This window comes from Azospirillum palustre, from assembly GCF_002573965.1.
Taxonomy (GTDB): Bacteria; Pseudomonadota; Alphaproteobacteria; order Azospirillales; family Azospirillaceae; genus Azospirillum; species Azospirillum palustre.
On the sequence record NZ_PDKW01000040.1, the window covers coordinates 226,543 to 245,211 of the forward strand.

Genomic DNA, 18,669 nt, shown 5'->3' on the forward strand with positions numbered 1-18,669 from the left:
GCCGGCGCGGCCAAGGGGGCTTGCACCGGCGGGGGCGGAACGTGTTGAGGAGAGCGGCGGCATGGTGACGATCAGGGATGTGGCCCGCGAGGCCGGCGTGTCGATGAGCACCGTCTCCCACGTCATCAACGCCACCCGCTTCGTGGCGCCGGAAACCGAACAGCTGGTGCGCGCCGCCATCGACCGGCTGGGCTACACGCCGAACGGCATCGCCCGCGCGCTGAAGGGCAACCGCACCCGCACGCTCGGGATGATCGTCACCGCCAGTTCGAATCCCTTCTTCGCCCATGTGATCCACGGGCTGGAGACGGTCAGTTCCGACCGTGGCTACAGCCTGATCCTGTGCAACACCGACGACGAGCCGGACAAGCAGCTCCGCGCCTTCGAGGCCCTGCACAACCGGCGGATCGACGGGCTTGCGGTGCTGACCAGCAACGCCGATCCCGGCTTTCTCGACAATGTGCAGGCGCGGGCGCCCGACCTGCCGCTGCTGCTGCTCGACACCGATCCGCATCCGGGCGCCTGCACGGTGACCGACGATTCGGTGATGGGCGGACGGCTGGCGGCACGGCTGCTGGCGGAGCGCGGCTTCCGCCGCATCGCCTGCATCACCGGTCCGGGGCGCCATCCGCGCTCCCGCGCCCGGCTGGCCGGCCTCGTCGAAGAATTGGCCAAGGCCGGCCTGACGCTGGAGCCGGGGCTGCTGCGCGAGGCCGACCTGACCATTGCCGGCGGATACGCGGCGGCGGCATCGCTGCTCGACGGGGGGGAGCCGCCGGAGGCGGTCTTCGCCTTCAACGACCTGATGGCGGCCGGCGTGCTGCGCGCCGCAGCGGAGCGTGGGCTGGCCGTGCCGGACCGCCTGTCGGTGCTGGGGTACGACGACATCGAACTGGCCGCCTACCTCACCCCGCCCTTGTCAACCATCCGCCAATCCGCGGGCCTGCTGGGCGCCCGCGCGGCGGAACTGCTGATCGACCATCTCGAAGACGGCCGGCCCCTGCCCGACCTGTTGTCCCTGCCGCCCGACCTCGTGCTCCGCGCCTCGGTCGGCTGGCCCTGTGCGAGGCTTTCATGACTTCCAATCGCCCGATCGTCGTCTTCGGCAGCGTCAACATCGACGTCTGCGCCTATTCCGACCGGCTTCCCCGTCCCGGCGAGACCGTGCATGGCACCGGCTATGCCATGGGGCTGGGCGGCAAGGGCGCCAACCAGGCCGCAGCATCCGCCCGGCTGGGCGGATCGGTCGAGATGGTCGGCCGGACCGGCGGCGATGCCTTCGGCGAGATGGCGCGCAGCCGGCTGGCCGGCTTCGGCGTGCGGACCGGCCATCTGTCGAAGGATCCGGCCCACCCGACGGGGATCGCGGTGATCGGCGTCGAATCCTCCGGCGAGAACTGCATCACCGTGATCGGCGGCGCCAACATGGTGGTGAGCGAACAGGACGTGGCGCAGGCCGCCCCGCTGTTCGCCGAGGCATCCGTGCTGCTGCTTCAGCTGGAAATACCGCTCGCCGCCGGTCTGGCCGCGGCCAGCGCGGTGCGTGCCGGCGGCGGCCGCATCATCCTGGACCCGGCGCCGGCCCCGCATGGCGGGCTGGCCGCCGAAGTCTTCCGGGCCGTCGACGCCATGACCCCGAACGAGACGGAGACCGAATCCCTGGTCGGGCTGCGGCCGACGACCCCGGACGAGGCCGCCGCCGCCGCGGAGCGGCTGGCCGAGCGCGGCCTGTCCATCGCCATCGTGAAGATGGGCGCCAAGGGCGTCTATTTCCGCGGGCCGGCGCAGCAGGGCTTCATCCCGCCCTTCCCGGTGACCGCGGTCGACACCGTTGCGGCAGGCGACTGCTTCAACGGCGGGCTCGCCTTCGCGCTTGCCCGCGGCGACGATCTGGCTGGCGCGGTGCGCTTCGCCGCCGCCTGCGGGGCGCTCGCCACCACCCGCGCCGGAGCGGCGGACTCGGCCCCGACGCTGGCGGAGGTGGCGGCGCTGCTGGGGTGATCGGCGTTGCCCCGCGCCGCTACACGGCGTCCTGGGTCACCGCTCCATCCCCGGCATTCGACGCGGCCTCGTCCCGCCGCAGCTTGTGCAGGGCGACGTCGATGGTCCGCTCATAGCTGACCAGGGGCGGTTTCAGCCCGTGGCTGAACAACGCCTGCCGCGAAGCGTGGCTGGTCCCGGTCAGGATCAGCTTCACGCCGCGCCGCGCCGCCTTGTGCGCAAGCCCCTCGATCGTGTTGGCCGCGGTCGAGTCGAGAAACGGGACGGCGCTGAAATCGACGATCAGGACCCGGTGGGTGTCGGCGATGCGGTCGAGCACCGAACCGATGGACGCCGCCGCCCCGAAGAAGAACACGCCGGTGATCCGGTAGATCACCACCTCGGGATCGGCGGCGCCCTGATCGTAGGGCTTGCGGGCGACCAGGGCGCCGTCGGCACTGTCCTCCGCAACGAAGGGCGTCTGGCTTTCGATGGCGGTGATCGTCGACATGCGGTGGATGAACAGCACCGAGCCGAGCGCGAAGCCGATGACGATGGCTTCGGTCAGGCCGGTGAGGACGGTCAGCAGGAAGGTGGTCAGCAGCACCGCGGCATCGCCGCGCGAGGCGCGCAGGAGGGCGGCGATGGCCGGCTTCTCCACCATGTTCCACGACACGACGGCCAGGACGCCGGCAAGGCTGGCGAGCGGAATGAAGCTGGCGAGCGGTGCCGCGACCAGGATGAAGACCAGCAGGAACACGGCATGCAGCATGCCGGCGACCGGCCCATGGGCGCCGGCGCGCACGTTGGTCGCCGTGCGGGCGATGGTGCCGGTGACGCAGATGCCGCCGAACAGGCCCGACGCGATGTTGGCGACGCCCTGCCCGACCAGTTCGCAGTTGGAGCGGTGGCGGCGCCCGGTCATGCCGTCGGCGACCACCGCCGAGAGCAGCGATTCGATGGAGCCGAGCAGCGCGAACGAGATGGCGCTCGGCAGGACCGCCTGAACCTTGTCGAGCGTGATCGCCGGCAGGGCCGGCATCGGCAGGCCCGATGGAATGCCGCCGAACTTGGTGCCGATGGTCGCCACGTCGAGGCCGAAGGCGGCGGTCACCACGGCGCTGCCGGCGACCGCGATCAGCATGCCCGGCCAGTGGGGCCGCAGCGCCTTCAACCCGACGATGATGCCGACGGACGCCAGCGCCAGCCCAACCGACGCCGGATCGGCCGTCGGCAGGCCCGACCACAGCACCGGCAGCTTTTCAAGCAGAGGCCCCGGTTCCGGCCCGCTCAGGGTCAGGCCGAGGAGATCCTTGATCTGGCTGGCGAAGATGATCACCGCGATGCCGGCGGTGAAGCCGACCGTCACCGGATAGGGCATGAATTTGATGTAGGTTCCCAGTTGCAGAAGACCGATGGCCGCCAGCATCAGGCCGGACAGCAGGGTGGCGAGGATCAACCCGTCGATGCCATGCGCCTGCACCGTGGCGGCGACCAGCACGATGAAGGCGCCGGCAGGCCCGCCGATCTGGAACCGGCTGCCGCCGAGGGCGGAGACGAAGAAGCCGCCGAAGATCGCCGTGTAGAGTCCCTGTGCCGGCGACGCGCCCGACGCGATGGCAATCGCCATCGACAGCGGAAGCGCGACGATGGCGACCGTCAGTCCGGCGATGGCGTCGGCGCGGAGGTTCGAAAGCCCGTAGCCCTCGCGCAGGATGGTGACGAGCTTCGGCGTAAACAGCTCGGCAAAGCTCGGTCGATGGGAAATCGGTGCGGTCATCTGTCCGGCGGCCTTCTGGAATAAGGCGGCGGGATCGTCGGCATCAGGTCGGCGGTCGCCGTCGCGCGGTCGATGGGGTGGGCGCCAGGGTTTGGCGCCAGTGTTCAGGGCCTGGGTGCCGGTGCTTTCAGACGGACGCCGCGGCCGCCGACGACGCTCTGCGCGTTGTCGCCGATCAGTTCGATTCCGGCGAGGTCGAGCGCCTCCACCACCCTGGTCAGGCTCTCCACCACGCCGCGCACGTTTCCGTCGCTCGCCTCCATGCGCTGGATGGTCGGGACGGACAGGCCGGCCAGTTCGGCCAGCGTCTTCTGATCGATCCCAAGAAGCGCCCGGGCGGCGCGCAGCTGCGAAGCCGTGATCATCCCGCATACCCCGCTGATACATGCAAGTCGGTATCTGAAACATATATTATGATGTTTAACACGTCAGTAACGATGTTTAGAGCCGCTGCGATTTTCCGCTCCATGCCGCCGGACACCCCGCGCGTGCCATGCGATGGAATGCATGCCCACCGGCGAAATAGGCCGTTTCGGATCCGGTATATTTTGGGCAGGATTGTCCCAGGGATTTGCTGGAACATAAGGACAAGACGATGGACGGGATGGTTACGGGGCTCGACGGGCTGACCGCGGACATGACGGATTGGCGGCGCGATCTGCACGCCCATCCGGAAACCGCCTTCGAGGAGCAGCGGACCAGCGACTTCGTGGCGGAAAAGCTCACCTCCTTCGGGCTGGAGGTTCACCGCGGCCTCGCCAAGACCGGTCTGGTCGGGATCCTGCGCAATGGCGAGGGGCCGATGGTCGGCTTCCGCGCCGACATGGACGCGCTGCACATCCACGAGGAAACCAACCTTCCGCACAGCTCGCGCAATCCCGGCCGCATGCATGCCTGCGGTCATGACGGGCACACCGCCATGCTGCTGGGTGCAGCCCGCTACCTGACCGAACATACCGAGCTGTTCCGGGGCACCATCGTCTTCATCTTCCAGCCGGCGGAGGAGAATGAGGGCGGCGGCCGGGTGATGGTGGAGGAAGGGCTGTTCGACCGCTTTCCCGTCGAAAAAGTCTTCGGCATGCACAATTGGCCAGGGCTCGAAGTCGGCCGTATCGCGCTTCGCCCCGGCCCGCTGATGGCCGCCTACGACATCTTCGAACTGACCCTGACCGGCAAGGGCACCCATGCCGGCATGCCGCATATGGGGACCGACACGATCATGGTCGGCAGCCAGATCGTCTCCGCCCTCCAGACCATCGCCAGCCGCAGCGTCCATCCCATCGATTCGGCCGTCGTCAGCGTCACGCAGTTCCACGCCGGCGATACGTGGAATGTCCTGCCCGGCACCGCCGTTCTCCGCGGCACCGTCCGCACCTTCCGGCCGGAGGTTCAGGATCTGGTGCAGCGCCGCATGGGCGAGGTGGCGACCGCCATCGCCGCCGGATTCGGAGTCGAGGCCAGCCTGCGCTACGAGCGGCGCTATCCGCCCACCACCAACAGCGCCGCGGAGACGGAACTGGCCCGGCGGGCGGCGGCACGCGTGGTCGGAGAAGAGGCGCTCGACCTCGATCCGATGCCCAGCATGGGGGCGGAGGATTTCTCCTTCATGCTGCAAAAGCGGCCGGGCTGCTACGTCTGGGTTGGTGCCGGACCGTCGGACCAGGGCCGGAACCTGCACAGCCCGCACTATGATTTCAACGATGCGGTGCTGCCGATCGGCGCCAGCTATTGGGTTCGGCTGGCGGAAACCGTCCTGCCGAAATGATGCAGATCATGTACATACGTCCAGATTTCCCGATCTGGATGCATGACATGAAAAAATTTCCGCGGAAAAATCTTGGGAATTGCGTACGTGTGTCCATTGTCCCATAGTTCGGCGGGAAACGGATGGCCCTAACTCCAAAAGGGGATAAGGGCGTAGCGGATTTCAGCCGAACAGGGACGGGCGCGACGTGACGAACCAAGGGGCACATCAGGCGGCGGGCCAAGCGCAGGACATTCCGGGACGGGGCGGCATCTGGCAGCGTCCGGACTCGCTGTGGGAGGCCACCGCCCCGCCGCCGCCCGTGCTGCCGGCGTTGCAGGACAGCGTGCAGGCCGACGTGCTGGTGATCGGCGGCGGCTTCACCGGGCTTTCCGCCGCTCTGCATGCGGCCGAGGCCGGGCGCCGCGTGGTGGTGCTGGAGGCGTCCGAACTGGGACGGGGTGCCTCCGGCCGCAACAACGGGCAGGTCATCCCGACATTGACCCGCCCCGACCCCGCCGACCTCATCGACCGCTTCGGCTGGGAGAGCGGGGAGCGGCTGGTCGGGTTGATCCGCGACAGCGCCTCCACCCTCTTCGATCTGGTGCGCCGCCTCGGCATCGACTGCGCGGCGGAACAGACCGGCTGGGTTCAGCCGGTCCATTCGCCGGGCCGCATCAAGATCGCCGAGCGCCGGGCAACGCAATGGGGCAAGTTCGGCGCCGACGTCGAATTGCTCGACCGCGCCGCCGTCTCCGCCATTCTCGGCACGGACGCCTATTTCGGCGGCTGGATGAATCGGACCGGCGGACACATCAACCCGCTGGCGCTGGTGCGCGGGCTTGCCGCCAAGGTGGTCGAGGCCGGGGCGGCGGTCTACGTCAACTCACCCGCCTTGTCGGTGCAGCGCCGCGGCGACTCCTGGGTCGCCCGCACCCCGCAGGGCATGGTGACCGCCGGCTCCCTGGTGCTGGGCACCAACGGCTATACCGCATCGATCTTCCCGGAAATCCGGACGGAGGTCGTGCCGGTCCTGTCCTGGCAGATGGCGACCGCTCCCTTGGGCGACAACGTCCGCAAAACCGTCCTGCCGGGCCGGCAGGCGATGTCCGACACCCATGGCGACCTGCGTTTCATGCGCTACACCGCCGACAACCGGCTGGTGACCGGCGGCGCGCTGCTGAACCCGGTGAATGGGGCGGAGCGGTTGAAGCGCATCGTCGGCGCCCGTCTGGCCGGGATGTTCCCAGCGCTGAACGGCGTCACCTTCGATTATGTGTGGAATGGCCGCATCGCCATGACCACCGATTACTTCCCCCGTGTCCACCGGCTGGGGCCGAACGGCTTCGCCTGGGCCGGCTGCAACGGGCGCGGCGTGGCGCTGTCGGTCTCGCTGGGACGGGAACTGGCCCGCGCCGCCATCGGACAGGATCCGAAGGATCTCGCCCTGCCCTTCACCGCACCGACGCCCCTGCCCTTCAATGCCCTGCTGCAACGCATCGGGCCGCTGAAGATCCTGCAATACCGCTGGAACGACGCCCGCGAAGTCTGATCGAGGAGACTGCCAGCATGTCCGACAGCCCCGACTACCCCACCCTGCTGCGCAATGCCTACGCGATGCGCGCGGCGTCCTACGCCCACATGTTCGACGTGCTGCGCGAGCGTTTCGGCACTGAAACGGCGCTGGAAGTCGGACAGGAATCGACCCGCCGCCTCGGCGAGGCGATGGGCGTGAAATTTGCCGGGCACGGTCCCGACGACCTGAGCGGCCTGTGCCATGCCTTCCTCGACGGCATTCCCAACCGCGACAGCATGTTCGCGCCGGAGATCAAGCGCTGCGACGGCGAGGCCCTGGAAATCCATTTCCACCGCTGCCCGCTGAAGGAAGCCTGGCAGGCGCAGGGCCGGTCCGACGCCGATCTGGAACTGCTCTGCAAGATGGCCGGCGCCATCGACGGCGGCCTGTTCGAGGCCGCCGGGTTCGTTTTCAAGGGCGAGACCTGGAAGCCGGGCGACGCGGGCTGTTGCCGGTTGAAGGTCCTGCCCGGCGCCGGAGCCTCCGAATAGACGCGCATCGCCGCAAAGCCTGCAAAGACAGACAAGAAGAGGGTGACATCGCCATGAATTTCCGCCTCCTCACGCTGACGACCCTCACCGCCGCTGGGATCGCCGCCGGCATTGCCGGTTCGGCTTTCGCCGCCGACACGGTCAAGCTCGGCTACCAGCTGCCGCTGACCGGCGACACCGCGCAGTACGGCCAGGATTTCCGCAAGGCCGCCGAGATCGCGCTGACCGAGTTCAACGCCGCCGGCAAGCCGTTCAAGGTCGAGATCGTCTTCGAGGACAGCCGCTCCGACGCCAAGGAGGGCACCAACATCGCCCGCAAGTTCGTGGACGACAAGGAGATCGTCGGCGTCCTGGGCGACTTCACCTCGGGCGTGTCGATGGCGGCGGCGCAGGTCTACAAGGAGGCCGGGATGCCGCAGTTGTCGCAGACCGCCTCGCACCCCGATTACACCAAGGTTTCCAAGTACCAGTTCCGCAACATTGCCACCCAGGCGCAGGAAGGCCCCTACAACGCCAAATGGATGGCGACCAAGGGCATTAAGAACGTCGCGGTGATCGCGGAGCAGACCGACTGGGGCCAGTCGGTGGTCACCGGCTTTTCCGACGCGGTCAAGGCCAACGGCGGCACCGTCGCCTTCTCCGAATTCTTCAACCGCGGCCTGAAGGACTACCGGTCGCTGATCAGCAAGATCGAGCGTGCGAAGCCCGACGCGATCTACACCGGCTTCTTCTACGAGGATGGCGCGCAGTTCCTGAAGCAGCTGCAGCAGCTGGGCATCAAGACGCCGGTCTATTCGACCTCGGCGGCCTACAGCCCGAAGCTGATCGAGCTGGCCGGCGGCGCGGCGGAGGGCGTGCACCTGACCTCCAACTTCCTGCCGACCGACCCGTCGCCGAACGTCCAGCATTTCGTCGACGAGTGGAAGAAGCGCTCCGACGGCGCGGTCCCCGGCCAGTTCCCGGCCCAGGCCTATGACGCGGTCCGCATCATGCTGGCGGCGGTGGAGAAGGCTTCGCCCAACCCGACCCGCGAGAAGGTGCGCGACGCGCTGGCCCAGACCAAAGACTTCCCCGGCGTCACCGGCAAGACCAGCTTCAACGCCGACCGCGAGGCCGAGAAGGAACTGGTGAAGGTCGAGGTCAAGGGCGGCGCCTTCGTTCCGGTCGCCGACTGACGCCTCCCCGGCAAACGATCCCCAGCGCCCCTTTTCTCAGCGACAGAGCCCGCATGTTCGATCCCTATTATCTCCAGCAGCTCGCCATCGGCCTGTCGCTGGGCATGACCTACGCGCTGATGGCAATCGGCTTCACGCTGATCTTCGGCGTGCTGAACGTCGTCAACTTCGCTCATGGCGAGATCTACACGCTGGGCGCCTTCGCCGGGCTGGTGCTGATCTCGGCCACGGCGCCGCCCATCGTGGCGGTGATCCTGGGCGCGCTGGCAATCGGGGCGCTTGCAGGCTTCTCGCTTGAGCGGATCGCCTTCAAGCCGTTCCGCCGCTTCACCGACGAGGCGTCGCTGAAATCGCGGGCGATGCGGGAATCGACCCTGCTCTCCTCGCTGGCGGTGTCCATCGTGGTGCGCGAGGCGCTGGAGATCGTCTTCGGATCGCAGATGCGCTCCGTTCCCTTCGAGTACCTGATCAACACACCGGTGCGCGTCGGCCCGGTCATCCTGGTGACCGGCGACTTCATCATCTTCGGCGTCGCCGCCGCCATGCTGATCGGCCTGCAATATCTGCTGACGCGCACCCGCGTCGGGCTGGCGATCCGCGCGGTGTCCAACAACCCGCTCGGCGCCAAATATGTGGGCATCGACACGGATCGCACCATCATCACCACCTTCGTCGTCGGATCGATGATGGGGGCGGCGGCCGGCATCCTGATGGGGCTGTACTATGGCGCGGTCTTCCCGGCCATGGGCTTCACCCCCGGCATCAAGGCCTTCGTCGCCATGGTGATGGGCGGGCTATCCTCCATCCCCGGTGCTGTGATCTGCGCGCTGATCCTCGGCATTTCGGAAAGCATGGCGACGACCTTCGTCTCGTCGGGCTGGTCCGACATGGTGGCCTACGGCTTCCTGATCCTGACCCTGATCTTCTTCCCCAACGGCTTGTTCGGAGCGCGCCGTGAACGCGTTTGAGACTGCGGCACCTGCCGATGGCCTGTCCCGGCGCCGGGGGCTGCTGGTCCCGGCGCTGATCCTGCTGCTGGTCTTCGCCGCGCTTCCGGCGCTGCTGGCCGGTTTCGACAAGGGCTATTTCTACCAGATCGCCAATCTGGCGCTGATCTTCGTCCTGCTGTCGGCCTCCATGCATCTGGTGACGGGGGTGGCCGGGCTTCTGCATCTGGGGCATGCCGCCTTCTATGGTGTCGGCGCCTACACCGCGGCGCTGCTGACCTCAAAGCTGGGGCTGGGCTTCACCGTCACGCTGCCGCTGTCCGGTCTGGTGGCGGCGCTGGTCGCCTTCCTGGTGGCGCTGCCGACGATGCGGCTGGTCAGCATCTATTTCGCCGTGGCGACGCTCGCCATCGGACAGATGCTGTATCTGGTGATGCTGAACTGGGTGGACTTCACCAAGGGTCCCAACGGCGTCATCGTTTCCAAGGGGTTCGAGCTGTTCGGCGTCAGCCTGTCCGGCCGCCTCGCCGCCTACTATACGGTGGCGACGGTGGTGACGCTGTCGGTCATCGCCATCGGCCGGCTCAGCCACTCCTATTACGGCAACGCCCTGCGTTCGATCCGCGAGGACGACCAGTGCGCCGACGCCATGGGCGTCAGCACCGTGCGGCTGAAGATGGAGGCCTTCACCCTGTCGGCCTTCTTCGCCGGGGTGGCGGGCGGCCTGTGGGCGCACATGACCGGCTACATCTCGCCGGGCGACTTCAAATTCTCGGAATCCATCCTGATCCTGGCGATGGTGGTGGTCGGCGGCCTGGGCAGCCTGCCGGGGGCGGTCATCGGCGCGCTGCTGCTGATCCTGCTGCCGGAAGGGCTGCGGGCCTTGGGCGATTTCCGCAACATCATGGTCGGTCTGGTGATGTTCCTCTCCATCCTGCTGCTGCCGAAGGGCCTGCTGGGCGAGGTCTCCGCCCTGCGGCTGGTCCGCCAACAGCTGGGTGCGGCGTGGCGGACCACCGGCCCGGCGAATGGCAAGGGTGAAGGGATCGGCTGGCGATGACCCATCTTCTTGAAATCCGCAACGTCAGCCGCCGCTTCGGCGGCGTGCAGGCAGTCGGCGACGTCACCGCCCATGTGAACGAAGGCGAGCTGGTCGGGCTGATCGGACCGAACGGCGCCGGCAAGACCACGCTGTTCAACCTGATTTCCGGCTTCACCCCGCTGTCCGGCGGCACCGTTGCCTTCGCCGGCAGGACCATCAGCGGGATGACGCCCAATCAGGTGGCGCGGCTTGGCATCAGCCGCACCTTCCAGAACCTGCGCGTCTTCCCCAACATGTCGGTCTTCGACAACGTGTCGGTCGGCGCCGTCGGCGCGCTGCCGCAGGGCGCGTTCGGCGCGCTGTTCGGCGGGCTCCACCGGCGCGGCCGGGACCGCTCCGCCGAGATCAGCCGCCGCACCTGGGAAGCGCTGGAGGCGGTCGGCCTGACCCATGTGGCGGCCGAGCTGGCGGCCAACCTGCCCTACGGCCAGCGCAAATATCTGGAGATCGCCCGCGCGCTCGCCATGCGGCCGCGCTTCCTGATCCTGGACGAGCCGGCAGCCGGGCTGAACGACACCGAAACGCGCGATCTGGCCGCCTTCATCAAGCGGCTGCACGGGCAGGGACTGACGATCATGCTGGTCGAACATGACATGACGCTGGTCATGGGCATCTGCCAGCGCATCCTGGTGCTGGCATCCGGCCGCAAGATCGCCGACGGCACGCCGGACGCCATCCGCACCGATGCCGCCGTCCTCGAAGCCTATCTTGGGGTGGATGAATGACCGCGCCGCTGCTTTCCATCGCGGACCTGCATGTCGCCATGGGACCGCAGGAGATCCTGCACGGTGTCCGCCTGGATGTGCCGGAGGGCGCCATCGTCGCCGTGCTCGGCTCCAACGGCGTCGGCAAGACCACGCTGATGCGCACGGTGTCCGGCATCTACCGGGCGAAACAGGGGACCATCACCTTCCGCGGCCAGCCCATCGCCAACATGCCGGCCCACCGCATCGTCCAGCTCGGCCTGTCGCAGGCGCCGGAAGGACGGCAGATCTTCTCCAACATGAATGTCCGCGAGAATCTGGTGCTGGGCGGCGGCGATGTCGGGCTGGGCGAGCTGGACCGTGTGCTGGCGATGTTCCCGATCCTGAGCGAGCGCCTGCGCCAGAATGCCGGATCGCTGTCCGGCGGCGAGCAGCAGATGTTGTGCATCGCCCGCGCCCTGATGCGCCGGCCGAGCCTGCTTCTGCTCGACGAGCCGTCGCTGGGGCTGGCGCCGAAAATCGTGGCGCAGATCTTCGACCTGATCGTCCGCATCCGGGCCGAGGGGGTGTCGATCCTGCTGGTCGAACAGAACGCCCGCGCCGCCTTGCGCATCGCCGACCATGCCGCGGTGCTGGAGGATGGCCGGATCGTGCTGTCCGGCCCGGCCGACCAGTTGCGGGACGACCCACGCATCGCCGAAGCCTATCTCGGCGGCCACGCCCATTAGAGTGTGATCGGTTCAAGCGGAATCGCTTAAAGCGTGAATCACACGGGAAACCAAAGACCTAGAGTCTGTCTGGTGCTTCAATAAGCATCAGACAGACTCTAAAAGCCAATTGTGACGCCACCTCATGGAAGGAAGCCAGTCATGACCCAGACCATGGGCATCCTCGAACGCCGCCGCATCGAGGCGGAAATCCTGAAGCCGGTCTATGAGGAGATGGCCGCCCGGCTGGGCGAAGCCACCGCGCAGGAGATCCTGGGCGCGGCGATCACCAAGGCGGCCCTGGCCGCCGCCAAGTCCTTCGCCGAGACCGAGCCGGAGGGCACCAGCCTGAAGAGCTTCGCCGATCTTCAGCCGCTGTGGACCAAGGACGACGCGCTGCGGCTGGACGTGAAGCGGCAGGACGACACGCATTTCGACTACAACGTCACGCGCTGCCGCTACGCCGAGATGTACCGGGAGATGGGGCTGGGGTCGATCGGGCACCTGCTGTCCTGCAACCGCGACGCCGCCTTCTGCACCGGCTACGACCCGCGCATCAAGATGGAGCGCACGCAGACCATCATGCAGGGGGCCGACCATTGCGACTTCCGCTATCGCTTCGAGGCTAAGGACGAGTAGGCGAACCGCTCAGCCGCTTCTCCAGCTCCATCAGCACGAAAAGCGCGGCGCCGACGGCGGCCATCGCCGCCCAGGCGGTGACGCCAACCGGGGCCGTGCCGAACAGGGACTGCAAGGGCGGCGCATAGGTGAAGGCCAGCTGCAGCAGGGTCATCACCGCGATGGACAGCCAGACCGGCCGGCTGCCGGCCAGGGCGGACGGCAGCCCGGCCCGCCCATGCAGGTCGCGGGCGCTCAGCAGGAAGAAGATCTCGCCCAGCACCAGGGCGTTGACGGCGATGGTCCGCGCCTCCTCGATGCCGTCGCCCTGCAAGCGGTGGAAGTGGAAGAAGCCGAAGCTGGAGGCCACCAGCAGGGCCAGCACCACCAGCATCCGCCGCACCAGCCGGCCGGTCAGGATCGGCTCGTCGCGCGGGCGTGGCGGGCGGGCCATGACGCCGGGTTCCGGCGCCTCGAAGGCCAGCGCCAGCCCCAGCGTCACCGCGGTCACCATGTTGACCCACAGGATCTGCACCGGCGTGATCGGCAGGATGCTGCCCGACAGCACCGCCAGCAGGATCACCACCGCCTGCGCTCCGTTGGTCGGCAGCATGAACAGGATGGTCTTGCGCAGATTGTCGTAGACGGTGCGCCCCTCCTCCACCGCATGGACGATGGAGGCGAAATTGTCGTCGGCCAGCACCATCGCCGCCACCTCCTTCGCCGCCTCGGTGCCGTTGCGGCCCATGGCGACGCCGATGTCGGCCCGCTTCAGCGCCGGGGCGTCGTTGACGCCGTCGCCGGTCATGGCGACCGTGTCACCCGCCGCCTGGAGTGCTGCGATCAGGCGCAGCTTGTGTTCCGGGGTGGTGCGGGCGAAGACGCTGTTGGCCTGCGCCGCGGCGGCGAACCCGGACTCGTCCAGCCGGTCCAGCTCCGGCCCGCCGATGACGCCGTCCGGCAGGCCGAAGCGCCGGCCGATGGCGGCGGCGGTGGCGGCATGGTCGCCGGTGATCATCTTCACCGTGATGCCGGCCTGCCGGCAGGCCGCGACCGCGACCAGCGCCTCTTCCCGCGGCGGATCGATCAGGCCGCAGAGGCCGAGCAGCTCCAGCCCCTCCTCCCCCGGATCCTCGACGATCAGATCCTCGGCGATCAGTTCCGGTAAATCCACCGACGTGCGGCGCATCGCCAGTGCCAGGACACGCTGGCCCTGCCCGGCCAGTTCGGCGGTCACGGCGGACCAGTGCGCCCGGTCCAATGGCGCCGTGCCGTCGCCGCGCCGCTCCCGCCCGCACAGCGCCAGCACCCGCTCCGGCGCTCCCTTCACCACCAGGATGCCGTGGCCGGCATGGTCGTGATGCAGGGTCGCCATGTATTGGCGTTCGGATTCGAAGGGCAAGGCGTCGCGGCGCGGATAGCGCGTCGCCTCGCCGGCCGGGTCCAGCCCCGCCTTCATCGCCAGCGCCAGCAGCGCGCCGTCGGTCGGGTCGCCGGCCAGTTGCCACGCGCCGCCGGGGTCGCGGTACAGGGTGGCGTCGTTGCACAGCAGGGCGGCACGCGCCAGATCGAGCAGCAGCGGTTCCCCGGCCGGATCGACCAGCCGCCAGTCTCCATTCACGCCGCGGCCGATCTCCCCCTCCGGCGCATAGCCGCTGCCGCCGGCTCGATAGCGGGTGTCGGCGGTGACGATGCTGGTCACCAGCAGTTCGTTGCGGGTCAGCGTGCCGGTCTTGTCGGTGCAGATGGTGCGGACGCTCCCCAGCATCTCCACCGCCGGCAGATGGCGGATGATGGCATTGCGCCGCGCCATCCGGGTCACGCCCACCGCCATGGTGATGGTCATCACCGCCGGCAGCCCTTCCGGGATCGCCGCCACCGCCAGCCCGACCGCGGTCAGCACCATGTCCTGCCACGGCTCGCCATGGACCAGCATGCCGAACAGGACGGTGACCGCCGCCAGCAGCAGGATGCCGCCGGTCAGCCAGCGGCCGAACCGCTCCATCGACACCAGCAGCGGCGTCGCCACCGTCGTGACCGAGGCCAGCAGATGGCCGATGCGCCCAACCTCCGTCGCATCGCCGGTCGCCACCACGATGCCGGTGCCCTGCCCCTGCACCACCATCGTCCCGGCATAGGCCATGCCGCCGCGGTCGCCCAGGGCCGCATCGGCGGCGACGGGTGCGGCGGACTTGGCGGTGGGCACGGACTCGCCGGTCAGCGCCGCCTCCTGCACCAGCAGGCCCTTGGTCCGGTCGAGCCGCAGGTCGGCCGGCACCCGGTCGCCGGACACCAGGAACACGCGGTCCCCCGGCACCAGCGTTTCCGCCGCCAGGGTCACGGCATGGCCGTCGCGCAGCACCACCGCCTGGGGCGACAGCAGGGTGCGGATGGCCTCCAGCGCCTGCTCGGCCTTGTCCTCCTGGATGTAGCCGATCAGCGCGTTGACCAGCACGACGCCGAAGATCACCCCGGCATCCGTCCAGTGCCGCAGCAGCAGCGCCACCGTGCCCGATGCCAGCAGCACATAGATCAGCAGGTTGTGGAACTGCGCCACGAAGCGCATCCAGGCCGGCCGCCGCCTCGGCGGGGTCAGGCGGTTGGGGCCGAAACGGGCCAGCCGCGCCGCCGCCTCCGCGCTGTCGAGCCCGTCGGCCGGACTGTCCAACCGTGTCGCGACCTCGGCGGCGTCCAGCGCGTGCCAGGGAACTTCAGCCGGTCTGTCGTACGGTGCGGAGACGCCTGGGTCTGTGTCGGCCAACGGTGGCATGCGATCTGCCTCCCCGGAGGAACCTGTCCCCCAGGATGACAGCTTACCCATGCAAGGAGAAGGGATTCGACCGGCCGGTCTGCTCCGCAGCCGGCGCATGGTGGCCGGCAACGGAGCGGATGCGACGAGGCCTCAGACCTCGATCAGCACCGGGCGTTCAGACCTGGGCCATGCCGCCGTCGGCGAACAGTTCGATGCCGTTGACGAAGCTGCTGTCGTCGGAGGCCAGGAAGACGGCGGCCTTGGCGATCTCGTCGGGGTCGCCGACACGGCCCAGCGGCACCTGGGCGGCCAGATAATCGACCAGCCCCTGCTGCTGCGCCGCGTCCGGACCGGCCAGCTCGACCAGACCCGGCGTGCGGACCGGGCCGGGGCTGAGCGTGTTGATGCGGATGCCGCGATCCTTCAGGTCCAGGATCCAGCTGCGGGCGAAGTTGCGCACCGCCGCCTTGCTGGCGCTGTAGACGCTGAAGGCCGCCGTGCCCATGCTGCCCGCGGTCGAGCCGGCGAGGATCACCGAAGACCCCTTTCCGAGCAGCGGCAGCGCCTTCTGCACGGTGAACAGCACGCCCTTCACATTGCGGTTGAAGGTGTCCTCATACTGCTCCTCGGTGATGGCGCCCAGCGGCAGCATCCCGCCGCCGCCGGCATTGGCGTAGAGCACGTCGAGCCGGCCGGCCTCGCTCTGGATTTGGGCATAGAGCCGGTCGAGATCGGCGAGGTTGGAGGAGTCCGCCTGCACCCCCGTCGCCTTGCCGCCGGCCGCGACGATTGCCGCGACCGCGGCCTCCAGTTCCGTCTGGCGGCGGCCGGTGAGATAGACGGTGGCGCCTTCGGCGGCGAAGCGCCTGGCCGCGGCGAGGCCGATTCCACTGTTGGCGCCGGTGACGAGGGCGATCTTGCCGTCAAGCTTGCGTGACATTCGAAGTCTCCTTGGAATTGGGCTGTTCGCTGGAGACAACGCTATCGACGGCATGATCTTATCGAAATAGAAATGACTGAAAACCATCGTTGCAGGATTGGCGATGTCGAGGCTGCCGGATTTCGAAGGGCTGGCGATGTTCGCCAAGGTGGTGGAGGAGCGCTCCTTTGCCGGTGCGGCCCGCGCCATGGGGGTTTCGGTCGCCACCGTGTCGCGCGCGGTCAGCCGGCTGGAGGAGCGGCTGGGCGCGCGGCTGTTCAACCGCACCTCCCGCCGGTTGGCCCTGACCGATTTCGGCCATTCCCTGGCGGAGCGGGCGACCCGCCTCTATGACGAGGCGGAGGCGGCGGAGAATGCGGTGCGCGAGATGTCCAGCCGCCCGCGCGGCCTGATCCGCTTCGCGGTGCCGATGTCCTTCGGGCTGCGCTGGGTGGCGCCGCTGCTGCCGGACTTCTTCCGTCTCTATCCTGAGATATCTATCGACCTGCACCTGAGCGACGCGGTCGTCGATCTGGTCGGGGACGGCTTCGATGCGGCCCTGCGCGTCGCGGTGCTGCCGGACAGCTCGCTGGTGGCGCGGCGTCTGTGCGGGGTGTCGCCGGTGGTGCTCGCCGCCCCCAGCTATCTCGCCCGCCATGGCGAGCCGCGGCACCCGCGCGAGTTGAACGGCCACCATTGCCTGGGCTACGCCTATCGCCGGCGGCAGGACATCTGGCACTTCACCAACAGCGACGGCGAGGAGGAGAGCGTCACCCCGACCGGCCCGCTGCGCGTCACCAATGCCGACGCGCTGGTGCCGATGCTGCTGGACGGGCTGGCCATCGCCGAACTGCCGGAATTCATGGCGGCGGAGCATCTGGCCAATGGAACACTCACCGCCATCCTGACCGGCTGGTCGCTGCCGAAGGGCGGCCTCTACTTTGTAACGCCGTCGGCCCGCGCACGGCCGGCCAAGGTCGGCGTGCTGGCCGATTTCCTGATCGAGCGGCTGTCTGACCCGCTCTGGCGGCGTCAGATCGACGGCATGAAAGCAAGCGAATAACGGTCTGGACCATCAATCCAGCGCCAGCAACGGGCCGAAGGCCTCCTCCAGGCTGCTGCGGTGCAGGCCGATCTTCGCCGGATTGCCGGGCGTCAGGTTGACCGCGCGGATCAGGCGGCGGACCACCCGGTCGGCCGTCAGGTCGACGTCGATGATGTTGATGCAGCCGTAATCCTGCTCGAAGGCCGACAGGGCGGACAGGCCAGCGCCGCAGGCCCAGGACAGCAGCATGCGGTTCACCCCGTCATGGGCGACCAGCGCCAGATGGGTCCAGTCCGGTCGCCGCACCAGTGCCTCGATGGCGGACACCACCCGGTCGCGCACGGCGGCGAAGCCATCGCCACCAGCGAAACGTCCATCCTCCGCCGCCGCTTCGAAGCCATAGACATAAGCGGCCTCACGATGCTCCTTCGGCACTTCCGACAGGCGGCCGGCGCGGATCTCCAGAAAGTCGGCATCGTCCTCCACCGGCAGCCCATGCGGAGCGGCCACCAGTTCGGCCGTCTGCCGCGTGCGGGCAAGGCCGGAACACAGCACACGGTCCAGTGGTATACCGGCCAGCAGGGCGCCCGCCGTCCGCGCCTCCCCCCGCCCGCGGTCGGTCAGCGCGGCAAGCTTCGGATTCAGCGGCTTGCCGTCGGCATCGTAATAGGCGACGTGACCGTGGCGCAGCAGGTAGAGGCGGCGGCGGGCGGACGTTCCTTCCAGGGGCGGAAACAGGCTCATCGGCCGGGCTCCCGCCGTTCCGCCGACAGCCGCTTGGGGTTGCTCACCGCCAGCCTCGCAAGGGTGATGTCTTTCAAAACCGCCCGCAAGTCCGACTGCCGGTCCGGTGCGTCGAAGCGCCCGGCGTCGATGGCGGCGCAGAGCCGCGGCAGCAGGGTCGGCAGGTCGCCGGTTTCGCCCAGCAGATCACCGACGGCAGCGGCCAGCGCGGGCTCGGCACCGGTGCAGGCAGCCAATTCCCGCTCTGCCGTTCCCAGCGCGTTGGCGATCATCAATGCGGTGAAGCGCTGGTCCGCCGGCACCACCGGCAGGATCGCCTCGCGAAAGCTGCGCAGTGCGATGGCGACCAGATCGCGGGCGCCGGGATCGTCGTTGATCATGCCCC

At 68.6% G+C, this 18,669-nt stretch carries 18 protein-coding genes; 12 read left to right on the top strand and 6 right to left on the bottom strand.

Annotated elements, in window-relative coordinates; translation table 11 throughout:
• Positions 1-61: 61 nt before the first annotated feature.
• Complete coding sequence (locus CRT60_RS10975) at positions 62-1,078, top strand: LacI family DNA-binding transcriptional regulator (protein WP_098736468.1); 1,017 nt, start codon at positions 62-64, stop codon at positions 1,076-1,078.
• On the top strand, positions 1,075-2,001 hold the full coding sequence (rbsK, locus tag CRT60_RS10980) for a ribokinase (RefSeq protein ID WP_098736469.1): 927 nt from the start codon (positions 1,075-1,077) through the stop codon (positions 1,999-2,001). The genes CRT60_RS10975 and rbsK overlap by 4 nt, the downstream gene beginning before the upstream one ends.
• A gap of 19 nt (positions 2,002-2,020) precedes the next feature.
• Here the strand turns inward: rbsK and CRT60_RS10985 are convergent, their stop codons facing one another.
• Positions 2,021-3,760, bottom strand: a complete 1,740-nt coding sequence (locus tag CRT60_RS10985; RefSeq protein ID WP_098736470.1) for a SulP family inorganic anion transporter — start codon at positions 3,758-3,760, stop codon at positions 2,021-2,023.
• A gap of 104 nt (positions 3,761-3,864) precedes the next feature.
• Complete coding sequence (locus tag CRT60_RS10990) at positions 3,865-4,125, bottom strand: helix-turn-helix domain-containing protein (protein WP_098736471.1); 261 nt, start codon at positions 4,123-4,125, stop codon at positions 3,865-3,867.
• A 230-nt stretch (positions 4,126-4,355) separates the two neighbouring features.
• On the opposite strand from CRT60_RS10990, the gene CRT60_RS10995 reads away from it, so the two are divergent.
• The 9 genes from CRT60_RS10995 to CRT60_RS11035 all read left to right on the top strand — a co-directional run bounded on the left by CRT60_RS10995 (position 4,356) and on the right by CRT60_RS11035 (position 12,845).
• Positions 4,356-5,525 (top strand): M20 aminoacylase family protein, encoded by a 1,170-nt coding sequence (locus tag CRT60_RS10995; RefSeq protein WP_098736981.1) that lies wholly within the window; start codon positions 4,356-4,358, stop codon positions 5,523-5,525.
• Between the two features lie 187 nt (positions 5,526-5,712).
• On the top strand, positions 5,713-7,056 hold the full coding sequence (locus CRT60_RS11000; RefSeq protein ID WP_244592407.1) for an NAD(P)/FAD-dependent oxidoreductase: 1,344 nt from the start codon (positions 5,713-5,715) through the stop codon (positions 7,054-7,056).
• 17 nt (positions 7,057-7,073) lie between these two features.
• Complete coding sequence (locus CRT60_RS11005; protein WP_098736472.1) at positions 7,074-7,571, top strand: L-2-amino-thiazoline-4-carboxylic acid hydrolase; 498 nt, start codon at positions 7,074-7,076, stop codon at positions 7,569-7,571.
• Positions 7,572-7,624: 53 nt separating this feature from the next.
• Complete coding sequence (locus CRT60_RS11010; RefSeq protein ID WP_098736473.1) at positions 7,625-8,746, top strand: ABC transporter substrate-binding protein; 1,122 nt, start codon at positions 7,625-7,627, stop codon at positions 8,744-8,746.
• Positions 8,747-8,799: 53 nt separating this feature from the next.
• A complete protein-coding gene (locus tag CRT60_RS11015; RefSeq protein WP_098736474.1) occupies positions 8,800-9,714 on the top strand; it encodes a branched-chain amino acid ABC transporter permease in 915 nt (304 codons plus the stop codon).
• Positions 9,701-10,753 carry a branched-chain amino acid ABC transporter permease gene (locus tag CRT60_RS11020; RefSeq protein ID WP_204561825.1) on the top strand — a complete coding sequence of 351 codons (1,053 nt, stop codon included), beginning with the start codon at positions 9,701-9,703 and terminating at the stop codon, positions 10,751-10,753. Before CRT60_RS11015 ends, CRT60_RS11020 begins: the two co-directional genes overlap by 14 nt.
• The gene (locus CRT60_RS11025; RefSeq protein ID WP_098736475.1) at positions 10,750-11,520 is read left to right on the top strand and encodes an ABC transporter ATP-binding protein; all 771 of its coding nucleotides are present in this window, start codon (positions 10,750-10,752) and stop codon (positions 11,518-11,520) included. Before CRT60_RS11020 ends, CRT60_RS11025 begins: the two co-directional genes overlap by 4 nt.
• Complete coding sequence (locus CRT60_RS11030; RefSeq protein WP_098736476.1) at positions 11,517-12,227, top strand: ABC transporter ATP-binding protein; 711 nt, start codon at positions 11,517-11,519, stop codon at positions 12,225-12,227. Before CRT60_RS11025 ends, CRT60_RS11030 begins: the two co-directional genes overlap by 4 nt.
• Positions 12,228-12,368: 141 nt before the next feature.
• Complete coding sequence (locus CRT60_RS11035) at positions 12,369-12,845, top strand: L-2-amino-thiazoline-4-carboxylic acid hydrolase (RefSeq protein ID WP_098736477.1); 477 nt, start codon at positions 12,369-12,371, stop codon at positions 12,843-12,845.
• Here CRT60_RS11035 and CRT60_RS11040 read toward each other — a convergent pair.
• Together CRT60_RS11040 and CRT60_RS11045 are read right to left on the bottom strand one after the other, a co-directional pair.
• Positions 12,832-15,594: an HAD-IC family P-type ATPase gene (locus tag CRT60_RS11040; RefSeq protein ID WP_098736478.1), complete on the bottom strand. Its 2,763-nt coding sequence runs from the start codon at positions 15,592-15,594 to the stop codon at positions 12,832-12,834. The genes CRT60_RS11035 and CRT60_RS11040 overlap by 14 nt on opposite strands.
• 157 nt (positions 15,595-15,751) lie before the next feature.
• Positions 15,752-16,516, bottom strand: coding sequence for an SDR family NAD(P)-dependent oxidoreductase (locus tag CRT60_RS11045; protein WP_098736479.1), 765 nt, complete (start codon positions 16,514-16,516; stop codon positions 15,752-15,754).
• A 103-nt stretch (positions 16,517-16,619) separates the two neighbouring features.
• On the opposite strand from CRT60_RS11045, the gene CRT60_RS11050 reads away from it, so the two are divergent.
• Positions 16,620-17,558 (top strand): LysR family transcriptional regulator, encoded by a 939-nt coding sequence (locus tag CRT60_RS11050; protein WP_098736480.1) that lies wholly within the window; start codon positions 16,620-16,622, stop codon positions 17,556-17,558.
• Between the two features lie 12 nt (positions 17,559-17,570).
• Here CRT60_RS11050 and CRT60_RS11055 read toward each other — a convergent pair whose 3' ends face one another.
• Together CRT60_RS11055 and CRT60_RS11060 are read right to left on the bottom strand one after the other, a co-directional pair.
• Positions 17,571-18,284 carry a histidine phosphatase family protein gene (locus CRT60_RS11055; protein WP_098736481.1) on the bottom strand — a complete coding sequence of 238 codons (714 nt, stop codon included), beginning with the start codon at positions 18,282-18,284 and terminating at the stop codon, positions 17,571-17,573.
• Positions 18,281-18,664, bottom strand: a complete 384-nt coding sequence (locus CRT60_RS11060; RefSeq protein ID WP_098736482.1) for a DUF6285 domain-containing protein — start codon at positions 18,662-18,664, stop codon at positions 18,281-18,283. The genes CRT60_RS11055 and CRT60_RS11060 overlap by 4 nt, the downstream gene beginning before the upstream one ends.
• Positions 18,665-18,669: the final 5 nt, after the last annotated feature.